The organism is Arthrobacter sp. AB6 (genome assembly GCF_031844545.1).
Lineage (GTDB): Bacteria > Actinomycetota > Actinomycetes > Actinomycetales > Micrococcaceae > Arthrobacter.
Window position 1 is genome coordinate 99,328 of record NZ_JAUZVL010000005.1, and the last position, 15,021, is coordinate 114,348.

A 15,021-nucleotide genomic window follows, 5' to 3' on the forward strand; every position below is an offset into this window, starting at 1 on the left:
TACTCAGTTGGGCAGGCCGGGGGCCGGTTAGTGGGCCGCGTGACCCGGCCCGGCACCTTCGGTCTTGCGCATCATGGCGGAAAGCACGACGGCGGCAAAGGCTATGACGGTTGCCGTAAGGAACGCGGCGCTCATCCCCGCCACGAGGCCGGACGCTGCCGAAACCACCGCGAAGATCGACACCAGCAGGGCCGTGCCGGCTGCGCCCGCAACCTGCTGCGTGGTGCTCATGATCGCGGACCCGTGCGAGTAGAGGTGCGGCGGCAGCGGGTTCAAACCGGTGGTGAACGCCGGAGTGAACAGCAGCGCCAGCCCGAAACTCAGCCCCACGTGCAAGGTGACGATCCACGCAACGGACGTGCCGGCGTCGAGCATTGAGAACTGCCAGAGGGACACAACCATCAGGACGGATCCGGAGACGGTGAGCGGCAGGGGCCCTACCTTGTCGAACAGCCGGCCGATGACCGGGCCGAGCAAGCCCATCGCCAGGCCGCCGGGAAGCAGCGCGAGTCCCGTTTCAAGGGAGCCGAGGCCGCGGATTTCCTGCAGGTAGAGCGGCAGCAAGATCACGCCGCCGAACAGCGCCATCATGGCCACCACCATCAGCAGGACGGACACCGTGAACATGCGGAAGTTGAAGGCGCGCAGGTCAAGCAACGGGGCTTCGGCCTTCTGCAGCCGCACCTGGCGCAGGATGAAGACGGCGAGGCTGGCGACGCCGATCACCAGCGCTGCGATGGCGGGCGCGCCCGGTCCCGCCTGGCCGCCGTGGCCGCCGCCGATCTGGCTGAGACCGTAGACCAGCCCGCCGAACGCGGGGACGGTAAGGAGGACCGAGAGGAAGTCGAGCCTGGTCTTCTCCGTCTCCCCCACGTTGGTCAGGTACTTCGCACCGATGGCCAGCGCGACGAGGGCAACCGGGAGGACGAACACGAACATAAAACGCCAGGTGAAGTGTTCCAGGATCAGGCCGGACACCGTGGGGCCCATGGCCGGAGCCACGGAAATGGCGATGCTGACGTTGCCCATGACGGCCCCGCGCTTGGCGAGCGGGACCAGGGTGAGGATGGTGGTCATCAGCAGCGGCAGCATGATTGCCGTGCCGCCCGCCTGGACGATACGCGCCAGCAGGAGGAGCTCAAACCCGGGAGCCGCCGCGGCGAGCGCGGTACCGCCGGCAAAGAGCCCCATGGCGAGCATGAAGACGGCGCGGGTGGAGAGGCTTTGCAGGATGAACCCGGTGGTGGGGATGACAACGGCCATGGTGAGCATGAAGCCGGTGGAGAGCCACTGGACTGTGGGCGCATCCACCCGGAGGTCCACCATGAGCCGCTGCAGGGCCACGTTCATGATGGTTTCGTTGAGGATCACCACGAAGGTGGCCACCAGCAGCGTGCTGATGATGGTCACGGACTCCCGGGACATTTTCTCCGGTGCGGCGGGCTTGGATCCTGCGGCCTGGACGGACTGGCCCTTGGCGTTTGGAGAGAGTTCGGTAGACATGGGTGTTCCCCCAGGGAGTGTATGGATGATGCGCGGACATGGCCGCTGCAAGTGCCAACACTCTACCGGGTGGAGTAATTCCTCCACACCGGAACTTTCTCTAAAGCCTGAGGGAACTGCCGGGGTTGGGTGCGGAACTAGGCGGTCTGGCCGGCGTGCCGGCCTTCCGCGATTTCCTCCACCAGCTTGGCGTTGAAGGCGGGCAGGTCGTCCGGTTTGCGGCTGGTCACCAGGCCCTGGTCCACCACCACTTCCTCGTCGGTCCAGTTGGCGCCCGCGTTCTTCAGGTCGGTCTGGAGCGTGTGGTACGAGGTGACGTTCCGTCCGCGCAGCACGCCGGCTTCAATGAGGAGCCAGGGCCCGTGGCAAATGGATGCCACCGGCTTGTGCTGTTCAAAGAAGCTGCGCGTGAACGCCTGGGCGTCCTTGTCCACGCGGAGGTGGTCGGCGTTGACGACGCCGCCGGGAAGGACCAGCGCGTCGAAGTCACCGGCGTTGGCCTCGGCAACGGTGAGGTCGACGTCGAACGTGTCGCCCTTCTCCGTGCCCTTGAAACCCTGCAGCTTGCCGCTCTTCGGGGCCACGAGCGTGGGCTGGCCGCCGGCGTCCTTGACTGCCTGCCACGGGCTGGTGAGTTCAACCTGCTCGACGCCGTCCGTCAACAGGAATGCGACCTTCTTGCCTGCGATGCTCTGTTCTGACATTGTTCCTCCTCGACTGAGGCGGGTCCGGCGCCTTGCGGGCACCGGACCGCGCCCCGGAAGCTATTGCCTGACGTTTCCAGCCTAGGAAGTGGAAAAGTCATAAGCAAGCTGAGCATTTCCTCCGCAGCACAGCGGCCTTAAGCGGACGGATCACAGCTCCACATGGCAAAGGCCGGCCCTGCGCTGGGCAGGGTGACCACTCCACTTGCCTCTGCGTGAACGTCCGGGGTCCCTGCGAGGCCGCGAAGGCGGGTTCCGACGACCTGGGCGGGAATCCTGATGGCGGCATGGTCGGCCCGGGAGGCGTGGATCAGCACCGTTTCTTTGGCTGATTCACGAAGGAAGGCAAAAGCATCATCTCCAATTGCGAGCCACCGCAGTCCGCCCTGTCGAAGGGCTTCCGACTGGTTCCGCGTTTGGAAAAGAGCACGGGTGGTGGCCAGCCTGTCATGATCCCATTCATCCGGCTTGTCCCAGGGGAAGGGGCGGCGGCCATCTTCACCGTTCACGCCTTCCTGTCCGATCTCATCACCCGCCCACAGCATGGGGATCCCTGGCATCGTGGCCAACAGTCCAAATGCCACCGTGACCAACCGCGGGTCCCCGAGCAGGGTGCTTACCCGGAAGGTGTCGTGGGACCCGACAAGGTTGAGGGCGTGCGCGGCCGCGCGCCAGGGTACGGCCGCAGCGAAGTCCCGCATTGAGCCAACCACGTCTTTTCCGGAGAGCCGGGGGATGGACACGAAGGGCCCTGGCTCCAGCGGTACGGCGGCTGGCGGCTTCAGCCATTGCCATACCGGGCGCGTGAAACCGGCGTAATTCATCACGCCATGCCAGCCATCCACCTGCAGGTCCTGCGATGCGTCGTGGTTATGTTCGGCCAGCAGCAGCGCCTCCGGATCCGCTTCAGCCATGGTCCGGCGCAGCGTTGTGGAAACCATGTGGTTGAGATCAGTGGTGCCGTGCCGCCCCGTCATGTTGGCGACGTCGATGCGCCAGCCGTCGAATCCGTGCGGTCCCAGCCAGCGGGCCACCACGGAATCCTTGCCCTCGTACAGGCGCCGGCGCAATTCCGGATCGCTGTGGTTGAACTTCGGCAGCGATTTATGCCCGAACCAGCACACGTACTCATCAGGGTGGTCGGTGAAGAGGAAGAATCCCGCTTCGACGCTTTGCGGATCCTCAACCGCTGTCCTGAACCATTCGTGGGCGTCCCCGCAGTGGTTGGTCGTCAGGTCGCCAAGCAGGCGCATGCCGCGGTCATGCAAGGCCCCGGAGAGGCGGCGCAGAGCTGCATCTCCGCCAAGCAACGGATCCACCTGGTCGAAACTGGATGCGTCGTACCGGTGGTTTGAACGGGCGGGAAATATCGGTGTCAGATACACGGTGTCGGCCCCCAAGGAGGCAATGTGTTCCAGGCGGGTGGTGATTCCGTCGAGGTCTCCGCCGAAGTATTGATACGGAGTTTCGGGTCCCCGCCCGATCACCTTGTTTTCCCAGTCCTCGGGGATGGCCCAGTCCGGTGCCGGCCGGTCCACTGATTTTGCAAACCGGTCCGGGAAAATCTGGTAGAGGACGGCACTGTTTGCCCAGGCGGGAGGCGGGGAGTAGGCAGTGATGCGGAAGTCGCAGGCGTCCGTCACGTCGCGGGTGTGCAGGCCGGTCCCGTTGAACCACTGGTACCCGCTCGGGGATCCGTCCAGCAGCCAGCGGTAGTTCACCACCGGGTTCTCCAGAAGGAAACCAGCCTTCAGCCAGAACTCGTCCGCGTTTTGACGATCGATGCTCGTCTCAAGCAGCGCCTGTTCGCCATCGATGCATACGCGCAGCAGTGCCTTCGTTACGCCGCTGGCGCGGGGAACCCGAAGGAACACCGTGACTGCGTCCCCCAGTTCAGGAGTGGGGTTGGAAACGTACATTGCGGAACCGTCATGATGCGGCTGGTCCCACAGCTGCATGGCGCTCATCCCTTGACCGCCCCGGCGGTGAGTCCTCCGGTGATGAACTTTTGCAGGAACTGGAAAAGCAGGACCACGGGCAGGCTGGTGAGGAGGGCTCCGGCGGCGAACACGCCGAGGTTCCCGGACCGGTCAGCGTCGATGGTGGCGTACAGTCCGACAGCCAGGGTCTTGACGTCGTTATCGGTGAGGAAGATCGATGCCAAGACAAATTCGCCCAGCACGCCGATGAAGGACAGCAGGCCGGTGACTGCCAGGATCGGGGTTATCAGGGGGAAGATGACGCGGAAGAACACGGTGGCGTGGCCGGCTCCATCCATGATTGCTGCCTCGTCCAGCTCCTTCGGCACCGAGTCGAAGAATCCCTTGATGAGCCACACCTGCGAGAGCGCGCCACCCATGAGCAGGAGTCCGTAGCCCAGGAGCGTGTTGAGGCCCAACTGGGGAATTATCTCGCCGATGGCAGTGAACATGAGGTACAGCGCCACTACGGCGAGGAACTGGGGGAACATCTGGATGAGGAGGAGGCTGAGCAAGCCTATTCGCCGGCCGCTGAAGCGGAAGCGCGAAAAGGCGTATGCTGCCAGGGCGCTGCACAGAATCTGGCCAAGGGTGACGGCAGTACTGATGATCAGCGTGTTGGCAAACCAGCGGAGGTAGGGCCGGTTGGGGTCGGTGAAGAGCGCTTCGAAATGCACGAAGCTCACTTCACGGGGAATCAGGCTGGTGGACGCCACCGTGCCCAGCGGGTTCAGTGCCGCCGAGACAATGAACAGCACGGGGAACAGGGCTACTGACACCGCGGCGATTGCCACAAGGTGACGCCATCCGACTTCTGTGAACCATCGGTTTCGCTGGTGCCTGCGTCGGGACTCCGGGATCTTTTCCGGTTCCTGCAGGGGTACCTCAGCAAGACGTGTCTGGGCAGACGACATCAGTTCACCTCTTCCAGGGTGCGCGTGAAACGGAACTGAATTGCGGCGATGATGCCGGTGATGACGAACAGCAGCACTGACACGGTTGCAGCAAAACCAAGCTGTGCGCCCTGCCCTCCGAAGGCCAGGCGGTAGGTGTAGCTGATCAGGATGTCAGTTGCTCCCGCCGTCGGGTTGGCGGGATCGAAGGGCCCGCCTTCCGTCAGCAGGTAGATGGCGTTGAAGTTGTTGAAATTGAAGGCGAAGGTCGATACCAGCAAGGGGGCGACAGTGACCAGGAGCAGCGGGAACGTGATTTTCCGGAAGCCCAGGAATCCGCTGGCGCCGTCGATGCGCGATGCTTCCTTCAGGTCTGCGGGGATGGCCTGGAGGGCTCCGGTGCACACCAGGAACATGTAGGGGAATCCCATCCAGAAATTGGTCAGCAGGATGGCTGCCTTAGCCAGGAAGGGGTCGCCGAGCCAGTTCAGGTCCAGGCCCAAGGCGTTGTTGATCAGGCCAAAGTCTTTGTTCCAGAAGCTGGACCAGACCAGCAGGGCGATAAATCCCGGGATGGCATAGGGAAGGATGAGGATGGCCCGGTAGAAGCGCTGGCCCTTGATCCGCGGATCGTTGAGTGCGGTAGCGAGGCCCAGCCCAAGCAGGAACGTTCCCGCTACCGAAACTGTTGCGAAGATGAAGGTCCATGCAAATATCTGCAGGAAATCGGCGCTGATTCTCGTGTCCGTGAAGATGCGCTGATAGTTGGCAAACCCCACATCTGCCAGCCAGGACTGGTCGGACAGCCGCTTCCCCTCTGCGTCGACGAAGTACTCCTTGTCGCCCTGCAGCACAGGTGCGTAGTCCACGCCGGTCACTGTGTTTGAGATGACGTCGCGGGCTTCGTCGTATTTGAGCGGTGAGGCGCCCTCGAACGCCTGCCGGATGCCAAGTTGCCGGATGGCGCCACGGTCCGTCGGCACAGCAAGATCCTTCAGCGCGTCGCTGGCGGTGTTGACCTGTTGGGGCGTCAGGAGCTGGTAGCCCTCGGCTTTGGTGACGAACCCGCCGCTGACGGTAACGTCAGCCGGTTCAAGCTCCTGCAGCCCATCCCCGGGGGTGCCAAGGAAGACTGATCCGCTTTTGGGCTCCACGAGCAGAAAAGCGAACGGTCCGGTGGCGGGATTCCCTTCAGTTGCCACGGAGAGGTTGTAGCGCGGCGAGTCAGGGCTCTGGACGACGGAAGAACCGATTATTTGCGAGACGGTTTCTTCCTTTGACGTCCTGGTTCCGTCACCGAAGTTGGTTGTAGACATCTGGAACGTCATCACGATGGGGTACACCAGGAAGACCACCAGCAGGAGGGTGCCGGGCACAAGGTACTTGGCAGGCACACCGCGGCCGGTGATGTATGTCAGCAGCAGGATGCCGGCGATGCCCCAGACTGCCGCGAGGAAACCCCACCTTCCCGTGGCGATAAGGGCCGGGGTAAGTGCCGCGGCTGAACCGGCCACGGTACCCAGTGCAAGGATTTTGGCAAAGAGGGACACCGGTTTGGTCGTGATGTCACGACGGGTGCCGGGATCGTTTGCGGCAGCCGACGAGGGATGCTGCAGGCGCGTGAGTGTTTTGATCATGGGGGTTCTCCTGGAGGTCAATCCGGGCAGCAGGGCCCAGGGGGCCGAAGACTTATGCAACGGCCCCTGGGCCGGTTTGCTACTTGCCGATTGCAGCAGCGATGGTTTCCCGCACGGAGCGCATCGTGCTTTCCGGGTCAGCGCCGCCCACGAGGGCCGCAAAAGCCTGGCCGAGGGGGGCGAAGACGGCAGCCATTTCAGGAATGGCCGGCATGGGCCGGGCGGACTCCGCTGCGGAGGCAAACGTCTCTATGGCGGGGTTTTGGCCTGCGATCTTGTCCCGGACCGTGGTCATGGTCGGCGGTAGCTTTGCGCCTTCGAACATCTGCGTCATGCCCTCTTCGGTGTTCATCGCGTTCTCCACGAACTCATGGGCGAAGGCTTCGTTCTTTCCTTTCGAAGCAACGTAGAAGCCCTGAACGCCGGCGAAGGGCTGGGCAGCGGCCTGTCCCTCGAAACCGGGAATGGGTGTCACCTCGAAGGGGATTCCCGCCTTTTCAACCTGGTTCAGGGCCCAAGGACCGGCAACAAGGTACGGCGCCTTGCGGTCAGCGAACAAAGAGATCGAATTGTCAACGCTGATGGAGCGTTTCAGGATGCCGCTGCCCGCTTCCCCAAGGGCGTGAATCTTCTTGGCTGCAGCGACCGAGCCTTCGGCGCCCACGCCCAGGTCCGCGGGATCGGGGTCACCCTGTGGTGTCGAACCGAAGAGGTAACCGCCCATGGATGTGTACAGCGGCTGCATGTGGTAGGCGTCGCCGCTGTTCCCTTGCGGCAGGCTGAAAGGAACTTCCGCCTTCTTGGCGGCCACAGCCTCCTGTCCCTTGGCGAAGGCATCCTCCAAGGTCAGCGGCGCCTCAGGGACGACGTCTGTGTTGCGGAACAGGCCGAGGGTTTCGATTCCATACGGCAGTGCGTACACCGACTCGTTATAGGTCACAGCCTTCACTGCCGTCCCGGCGTAGCCCTTGAGCTGGTCCGGGGCAATCTGCAGCGGATCAATGGAGCCGTTCTGGACGAGATTGCCGATCATGTCGTGTGCTCCGGTGAAAACATCGGGGCCATTGCCTGCAGCATTTGCCGTCACAAGGGCGGTCTGGAACTCGCCCGAGATGACCTGGACGGCCACGCTGATGCCGTTGTCAGCCGCAAAATCCTCGGCGAATGCGCGGATCGAATCGGCCTTCAGGTTGTCCGTCCAGATCACCAGGTCGGCATCCGCCCGCTCGGGGGCGGCGGTGGACCCCGCCGCGGCCGGTGCTGACGAGGCTGCCTGCTTTGGTTCGGCACCGTTTCCGCACCCCGTAAGCAGCAGCACCGCGGTAGCGGTAACTGCGAGAGCACCCTGAATCCTACTCATGTTTCTCCTTTGAAAGCGTGCCGTTTCTCCGCGGAAGGGAGCCGGCTGGTGATTTGCGTCACCCAACTGTAAGCGCTTCCATTTTTGATTGTCCAGCCCTTAGGAAAATGGCGTCACATGCACCGCCATTCACACGGTAGGCAGCAAAAGACCCGCCCTTGTTGCGGAAAGCGTCGGTATCAACTTCTTGGAAGCCTTTCCATTTTTGGCGCAACTGCGGCTACGATGTCACGATGACGAACACACTTTCCCCTGCAGAGCCTGACGTCTCCGCCGCCCGCCTGGTGCCCGTCCACCCGGCAGACGAAGGCTCGGAGTGGTGGCGGTCCTCGGTGATTTACCAGATCTATCCGCGCTCGTTCCGGGACCTGAACGGCGATGGGCAAGGCGATCTTCCGGGCATCACAGCCGAGCTTCACCAGTTGGCTGAGCTCGACGTCGACGCCGTCTGGCTGTCGCCCTTCTATGTCTCGCCGCAGCGCGACGGCGGGTACGACGTTGCCGATTACTGCGACGTCGACCCCGTGTTCGGCACCCTCGACGATTTTGACGCCCTTGTTGCCCGGGCAGATTCCCTGGGTATCCGGGTCATCATCGACCTCGTCCCGAACCACTGCTCCTCGGACCACACGCTCTTCCGGGCAGCGCTACAGGCCGGCCCGGGAAGCCCCGAACGTGACATGTTCATCTTCCGGGACGGGCTCGGGAATGCCGGTGAACTGCCGCCCAACAACTGGCAGTCCCACTTCGGCGGACCGGCCTGGACCCGCGTCACGGAGCCGTCCGGCGAGCCGGGACAGTGGTACGTGCACCTCTTCGATTCCTCCCAGCCGGACTTCAACTGGGACAACCCGGCGGTACATGCCGAATTTGAGCGCATCCTGCGCTTCTGGCTCAGCCGCGGCGTCGCCGGTTTCCGGGTGGACGTGGCCCACGCCCTGGTCAAGGCTGAGGGCCTGCCGGACTGGCATGGGCGGCCCGACGGCGTCAGCACCGATGACTTCCCGGGCCATCTGGCGCCGATGTTCGGCCAGCCGGAAATCCACGACATCTACCGCCGGTGGCGCGAGGTCCTTGCCGAGTTCGACGGCGAGCGCATCCTCTGTGCCGAGGCAAGCATTGATCCCCTGTCCCGGCTGACCAACTGGGTCCTGCCGGACCAGATGCACCAGGCCTTCAACTTCGCGTACCTGGGCACCCCGTGGGATCCCGCCAGGTTGCGTGCAGTGATTGAAAGCTCACTGCGGATGTTCGATTCCGTGGGTGCGCCCACCACATGGGTGCTTTCAAACCATGACGTCGTCCGGCATGCCACGCGCTTCGGCATCATCGACCCGCCGGCCCGCCCCGGTGACGGCCTGGGCGCGGAAGACGTCCAGCCCGACGCTGAGCTTGGGCTGCGCCGTGCGGTGGCGGCCTCGATGCTCATGCTCGCGCTGCCTGGCGGCGTGTACCTTTACCAGGGTGAGGAACTGGGCCTGCCGGACCACACCACTATGGACCACACTTTCCGCCAGGACCCTTCATTTCGGCGGACCGCGGGGGAACGCATCGGCCGCGACGGCTGCCGGGTACCCCTGCCATGGGAGGCGGCCGCGCCGGCTTTCGGCTTCAACAGCACGGGCGAGTCGTGGCTGCCGCAACCCCGGGCCTGGGCAGCGCTGTCCAGGGATGTGCAGCGGCAGGACGCTTCCTCCGCGCTGTCGCTGTACACCCGCGCACTGGGGCTTCGCCGTGCCCTCAAGCTGGGTGCCGGATCTTTGGCCTGGCTTGACGGTTTCACTTCGCCTGGCTGCATCTCGTTTGCCAACAATGGCGTCCTGGTGATGATGAACATGGGCGAAGAGCCGGTTGAGCTGCCCCGCCTGGAGATCCTCCTTAGCACGGATGGGGACGCTGCTGACCAGCGTAAGCTGGGTCCTGCGCAGTGCATCTGGCTGCGCATGGCGCCAAGCGGAACAGCAGAGGGTCAGTGGCAGGAATCAGGGACGTAGCGCGTCTGGCGGGGGTTTCGCAGGCGACGGCGTCGCGTGCGTTGAGCGGCAAGGGCAGTGTTTCCAGCCGGGCCAGGCAGGCCGTGACCGAGGCAGCCAGTGAGCTTGGCTTCGTTATGTCCTACCATGCCTCGAGCCTGGCGAGCGGTCGCAGCCACAACATTGGAGTGGTGCTGCCCTTCGTCAACCGGTGGTACTTCGCCACGCTGTTGGAAGGCGCCAATTCCGCCCTGATGGATGCCGGTTACGACCTCACCCTCTACGACTTCCAGGGCGACCGGTACCGGGAATCGGTGCTGGGGGATTTCCTGCTGCGCAAACGGCTTGACGGCGTCTTGGCAGTCTCGCTGCAGCTCAACGCCCACGAGACCGAACAGATCCTCGCTGCCGGAATCCCGGTGGTGGGCGTGGGTGGCCCGCTCCCGGAGATTCCCACCCTCCGGATCGACGATGTGGAGGTGGGCCGCCGCGCAACCAACCACCTGATCAGCCTGGGACACACCCGGGTGGCCCACCTCGGCGGCGAGCATGAGTATGGGCGGCACTTCGAGATCTCCAGCGGACGGCACGCCGGCTACGAACACGCAATGGAGGCAGCCGGCCTGCCGGTTCGCGAGGCGTGGTCCCTGATCTCCGATTACTCGGCGAACGATGCGTACAGCCAGACAAAGCATCTGCTGGCGGATGCCGGTGAACGGCCTACCGCGATCTTCTGCGCCTCCGACGAAATGGCCTTCGGCGCGATGCTGGCCGCCCGCGACCTCGGGCTCCGGATCCCCGACGATCTTTCCGTCATTGGTGTGGACGGCCACGAGATGGGCGAAATCCTGGGCCTGACCACCATCGACCAGTTTCCCCGGGACCAGGGAATGCGGGCGGTGGAGCGCCTGCTGGCATTGGTGCAGGATGACGCGGAGGCCGCAGGGCCGGCCGATGAGCTGATGCAGACCAAACTGGTGGTGCGGTCCAGCACTTCCGCTCCCCGGAAGCCCGAGCGCGGCTTCTAGCCCCGGTGGTGCTGGATCAGCCAGCCCGCCATCTGCTGTGCGCGTTTGGCGGCCTGCATGTCGCCCTCGGTGGCCGAGATGATCGAGCCCTTCATGAGGATGTGCCAGGACCGGGCAAACTCCTCCGGCCGCTGGAGCCCCGCCTCTTCGGCCAGGGCCTGCACGTGCCCGCGGATCTTCGCCAGGTAGTCGATGCTTGCCTGCCCCAGCGGATGGGCCGGGCCCATCTCGAGCAGGATGTTGATGAAGGAGCAGGCTTCAAAGTCCTCCCGGAGGAACCAGTCGCCAAACACATCGAAGATGGCCAGCAGCTGATCGGCTGGCGTGCTTCCCCGGCGGCGGGCCTCCGACACGATGGCGCCCACTGTCCATTGCCTGTCCCGCTGTTCCAGGAAGGCCAGGACCAGCGAGTCCTTGGAGGGGAAGTGCCGGTAGAAGGTCGCCTTGGCAACCCCGGACCGTTCAATCAGCTCATTGACGCCAACATCCCGCACGCCCCGCTGGGAAAAAAGCTCATAGGCCACGGCCATGATCCGGTCCACGGAATGTGCATGGCCCTCAGGTGACACCACCGGTGCTGACACCGGGGACGGAGGGACTTCTGCCTCTGGACTCATAGGACCCTAAGTCTACTCCGGAGGGGAGACAGACCGGTCTTTCCCGTTGTAATGTTTTTCCAACATGCTTTTGACGCCGCGGAGGCCCTGACCGGCCCCCTCGGATTGGTGCAAGGAGGCCCCTATGTCAGCAGAGCGGATGTTCCCAGCCGTGCCCTCGGATCCGGAGCCATGGATGGCCAGTGATACGCCGGCCGAGATCCGGCAGTTTGCCATCGAGTCCCTCCGGTGGCAGGCCCAGGAAGTCATCGACGAAGTGCTCTGCGGCAAGTCACCCGGCGAGGAGCTGGCACGGGCCCGGCTCCGCCGCTGCGTAGCACGGCATCCAGGCGAGCCGGAGCAGGCACTGCTGGAACAGCTCATGCACCGCGGCCACCTGCCACTCTGAAATTCAGCCACGATTCCGGGGGGCAGGCACGATCAGGGCCGGCCCCGGCTAAAGCGTGAGGCTGCGGTCCACAATCCGGCCTGCGGCCTCGTGGAGTCCTTCATTGTGTGCACGGGCGTGGTTCCGGAGCAGCCTGAAGGCCTCTTTCATGTCCACCCCGGCCGTGTGCGCGATGACTCCCTTGGCCTGCTCAATCAGCACGCGGCTGTTCAGGGCCCGCTGCAGCTGCTCGTTCACCAGGACCGCTTCCCTGATGGTGCGTTCCTGCAAGAGGCTGATGGTGGCGACGTCGGCCAGCGCCTGGCCAATGGCGGAATCCTCCGCAGTCAGGGAACCGGGCGCAGAGCCGAAGAGCCCCATGGCGCCGATGGTTCGCCCGTGAATGCGCATGGGAACGGCGTGCACGGAACGAAAGCCTTGGGACAGCGCCGCCGCTTTGAACTGCGGCCACCGGTCAAGGACCTGAATGTCCTCAACTGTTACCGGGTTTCCGGTCGCATAGCATTCGACGCACGGGCCTTCCCCGGCCCGCAGCTGGAGCACTTCCACCAGTTGGCTTTCCTCGCTGGTGGAAGCCAGGACCTGGAGCTCTCCGCTGGGATCAGCCAAAACCAGGCCCGCCGCCGCGACGTCGAGGAGCCCCACGGATTCCTCAACCAGGGTGTGGAGCATGTCGAGGACGTCGTAGTCCGCAACCAGAGTGTCCGCGAGCTTCACGAACGCCCCACTAACGCGCTCCGCGCGGGTTGTCGTTGCCATGGCGCTATTTTACTGCAGAGGCCGCGCAACCGGGCCGCCGCCATGGCCAGGCTCGAACCTCAGGCGGCCTTCGAGTACTGCCTGGGCCGTCTCCCTCAGCGTGAGCTCATGCGCAAAGGCGTAGGCGCGCAGCAACAGCAATGAATCCGTCGCGGTTGCGCCGGACTGGGCAAGGACCATGCCCGTTGCCTGGTGGATTTCACGGCGCGACATAAGGGCCGGATCGAGGGCGGGGTCCGTGTCCGGCGAGCTGATCGTCAGGATCTTCCGCAGAAGGTACCAGGACGTCTGGCCGGCAAGTGTGGCTGCCGTTGCCTGGTGGGATCTGTTAAGCGTTCCCCGCGCGCAGTGATAAAGCTCCACGACGCCGAGGTCCGCAGCGCCGATAGTCAGCGGGAAGACAAAGAGGGCCGCCGCTTCCGTCCCGTTAATCGCCCTGTGGAACATTGGCCACTCCGGGTGCGGAACACCCTGCGCGTCAGGAACCAGCACAGGCAACCGGGTCCGGACCGCACGCCAGCGGGGGCCCTCGCCCAGGCTGAACTGAAGTTCATCAAGCCGCGCAGCCAAAGCGTCACTGGCACAGATCAGGGATTCAGCTGTCGCGCCGCCGAAAAGGGATACGGCGGCGCCGGTGACGGGCAGTTTCTCCAGGTAGGGGCCACACAGGTCCTCTTCACCCGCCAGCCCGGGTGCAATGTCCATGGTGAGCCCCTGTTTCCTGATTCATTCCGCTGTCGCCGAGTTGGCTGCTGGCTGGACCGGAACGGCGGTGTAGTCACCTAAGGATACCCACCGTTGGCGGTCAGTTCACCCGCGAAATCACGGCAGCGTTTCGCCGCCCTTCGGATTCACCAGGCTGGATGTCTCCAGCAGATGAGCGAGCAGCGCCAGCTCCGGGTGCCGCGGATAAGCGGCCACGCATTGACGGAGCCGGAGCTTTATTTCCACCAGCCCGGGCGACGGGTCCTCGAGGATGGACGAGATGATGTCCAGCGACTGCTCTGCAATGGGACTTGCGTCAGGTGCCGTGGGATACCGGGTCCGGTCCACGGGCCCGCGGATAGGGGTAGAGAGACTTTTGCCCACTTTATCTGGTCCTCCTGGATAGCCGTGATGGGCCGGTGCCAGGGTCCGGGGCAACAATTTGAGCATATCGGATCAGTTGCCGGCCCAACAGGCCTCCGCTCCCCTATCAACACCCCCCATTAATGCCGCCTCAACACCGGCGAGGGCAGCGGGCGCCGGCCGCAGCACCCGGTCAGGAACTTAGCGGCGCGTTGTCGATCAGCCGGACCGGCCCCACCCTGGCCGCGATGAGCGCCAAGGCCTCCCCCCGGAACGGGGTCTCCCGGCAGTTCTCGGCCAGCGGCTCCAGGGTGCCAGGGTCAACCACGTCGAAGTAGTCCAAAGCCACCAGCGGCTGCGACTCCACCATCGCCTGCGCGGACTCCAGGTCCAGCGGCTGCCGGGCATGGGCCCGTTCCTCAAGCAGGCGAAGAGCCCTGGAAAGCACCAGCGCCGCCTCCCGTTCTTCATCGGACAGGAAGCGGTTGCGGCTGGACAGCGCCAGTCCGTCAACGGCGCGCACCGTGGGCACCCCCACAATCTCCACCGGGAAATCAAGGTCAGCCACCATGCGCCTGACCAGCGCCAGCTGTTGGGCATCCTTCTGGCCGAAGTAGGCACGGTAGGCAGGGAGGCCGGCACCAGTCGCACCGGGGTCAGGGAGCCCTGCGGCAGGCATCCCGTAGTGAAGCAGCTTGGCCACCACGGTCAGGGCGCCGTCGAAATGCCCCGGCCGGGATGCGCCCTCCCATTTCTCCCCGAGCCGGCCGGAGGTGACGCGCACCAGCGGCTCGCCGCCAGGGTAGACCTCATCCACCGACGGCGCAAAAACCAGGTCCACGCCCTCGGCTTCCAGCAGCGCAAGGTCGGCGTCCAAGGTGCGGGGGTAGCGGTCCAGGTCCGCGGCGTCCCCGAACTGCAGCGGGTTGACGAAGATGGTGGCCACCACCACGTCATTCTGTTCGACGGCGGTACGCGCCAGGGCGGCATGGCCCTGGTGCAGCGCACCCATCGTGGGGACCAGCCCCTGCGAGGTTCCCTGTTTGGAGGCCAGGAGCCGGGCACCCTCAGCATGCAGGCCAGCCACCGTGGTGACGAGCTTAATGGGCATC

14 protein-coding genes are annotated in these 15,021 nt (G+C 64.5%); 3 read left to right on the top strand and 11 right to left on the bottom strand.

The features are described from left to right. Nucleotides 1-27 precede the first annotated feature (27 nt). The 6 genes from Q9R30_RS05720 to Q9R30_RS05745 all read right to left on the bottom strand — a co-directional run bounded on the left by Q9R30_RS05720 (nt 28) and on the right by Q9R30_RS05745 (nt 8,076). Nucleotides 28-1,503: a DHA2 family efflux MFS transporter permease subunit gene (locus Q9R30_RS05720; RefSeq protein ID WP_311217020.1), complete on the bottom strand. Its 1,476-nt coding sequence runs from the start codon at nt 1,501-1,503 to the stop codon at nt 28-30. A gap of 137 nt (nt 1,504-1,640) precedes the next feature. Continuing rightward, on the bottom strand, nt 1,641-2,207 hold the full coding sequence (locus Q9R30_RS05725) for a type 1 glutamine amidotransferase domain-containing protein (protein WP_311217021.1): 567 nt from the start codon (nt 2,205-2,207) through the stop codon (nt 1,641-1,643). A 137-nt stretch (nt 2,208-2,344) separates the two neighbouring features. After that, nucleotides 2,345-4,174 (bottom strand): glycoside hydrolase family 13 protein, encoded by a 1,830-nt coding sequence (locus Q9R30_RS05730; RefSeq protein WP_311217022.1) that lies wholly within the window; start codon nt 4,172-4,174, stop codon nt 2,345-2,347. After that, the gene (locus tag Q9R30_RS05735) at nt 4,171-4,980 is read right to left on the bottom strand and encodes a sugar ABC transporter permease (RefSeq protein ID WP_234005483.1); all 810 of its coding nucleotides are present in this window, start codon (nt 4,978-4,980) and stop codon (nt 4,171-4,173) included. Before Q9R30_RS05735 ends, Q9R30_RS05730 begins: the two co-directional genes overlap by 4 nt. A gap of 119 nt (nt 4,981-5,099) precedes the next feature. Continuing rightward, nucleotides 5,100-6,716 carry an ABC transporter permease subunit gene (locus Q9R30_RS05740; RefSeq protein ID WP_311217023.1) on the bottom strand — a complete coding sequence of 539 codons (1,617 nt, stop codon included), beginning with the start codon at nt 6,714-6,716 and terminating at the stop codon, nt 5,100-5,102. 79 nt (nt 6,717-6,795) lie between these two features. Next, a complete protein-coding gene (locus Q9R30_RS05745) occupies nt 6,796-8,076 on the bottom strand; it encodes an extracellular solute-binding protein (RefSeq protein ID WP_311217024.1) in 1,281 nt (426 codons plus the stop codon). Between the two features lie 233 nt (nt 8,077-8,309). Between Q9R30_RS05745 and Q9R30_RS05750 the strand changes: the two genes are divergently transcribed. Both Q9R30_RS05750 and Q9R30_RS05755 read left to right on the top strand, forming a co-directional pair. Beyond that, complete coding sequence (locus Q9R30_RS05750; protein WP_311217025.1) at nt 8,310-10,070, top strand: alpha-amylase family glycosyl hydrolase; 1,761 nt, start codon at nt 8,310-8,312, stop codon at nt 10,068-10,070. After that, on the top strand, nt 10,049-11,077 hold the full coding sequence (locus Q9R30_RS05755) for a LacI family DNA-binding transcriptional regulator (RefSeq protein ID WP_311217026.1): 1,029 nt from the start codon (nt 10,049-10,051) through the stop codon (nt 11,075-11,077). The genes Q9R30_RS05750 and Q9R30_RS05755 overlap by 22 nt, the downstream gene beginning before the upstream one ends. Here the strand turns inward: Q9R30_RS05755 and Q9R30_RS05760 are convergent. Further along, nucleotides 11,074-11,694, bottom strand: a complete 621-nt coding sequence (locus Q9R30_RS05760; RefSeq protein WP_104996455.1) for a TetR/AcrR family transcriptional regulator — start codon at nt 11,692-11,694, stop codon at nt 11,074-11,076. The genes Q9R30_RS05755 and Q9R30_RS05760 overlap by 4 nt on opposite strands. A 124-nt stretch (nt 11,695-11,818) precedes the next feature. Here Q9R30_RS05760 and Q9R30_RS05765 point away from each other — a divergent pair, with 124 nt between their 5' ends. After that, nucleotides 11,819-12,082 (top strand): hypothetical protein, encoded by a 264-nt coding sequence (locus tag Q9R30_RS05765; protein ID WP_311217027.1) that lies wholly within the window; start codon nt 11,819-11,821, stop codon nt 12,080-12,082. Between the two features lie 48 nt (nt 12,083-12,130). Here the strand turns inward: Q9R30_RS05765 and Q9R30_RS05770 are convergent, their stop codons facing one another. From Q9R30_RS05770 to panC, 4 genes are all read right to left on the bottom strand, one after another. Continuing rightward, entirely contained in the window at nt 12,131-12,841 is a 711-nt protein-coding gene (locus Q9R30_RS05770) for a GAF and ANTAR domain-containing protein (protein WP_311217028.1), read from the bottom strand. Between the two features lie 9 nt (nt 12,842-12,850). Further along, nucleotides 12,851-13,546, bottom strand: coding sequence for a GAF and ANTAR domain-containing protein (locus tag Q9R30_RS05775; protein ID WP_311217029.1), 696 nt, complete (start codon nt 13,544-13,546; stop codon nt 12,851-12,853). 117 nt (nt 13,547-13,663) lie between these two features. Further along, nucleotides 13,664-13,930: a hypothetical protein gene (locus Q9R30_RS05780; RefSeq protein WP_311217030.1), complete on the bottom strand. Its 267-nt coding sequence runs from the start codon at nt 13,928-13,930 to the stop codon at nt 13,664-13,666. A 172-nt stretch (nt 13,931-14,102) separates the two neighbouring features. Further along, nucleotides 14,103-15,020, bottom strand: coding sequence for a pantoate--beta-alanine ligase (gene panC / locus Q9R30_RS05785; protein WP_311217031.1), 918 nt, complete (start codon nt 15,018-15,020; stop codon nt 14,103-14,105). Nucleotide 15,021 lies beyond the last annotated feature (1 nt).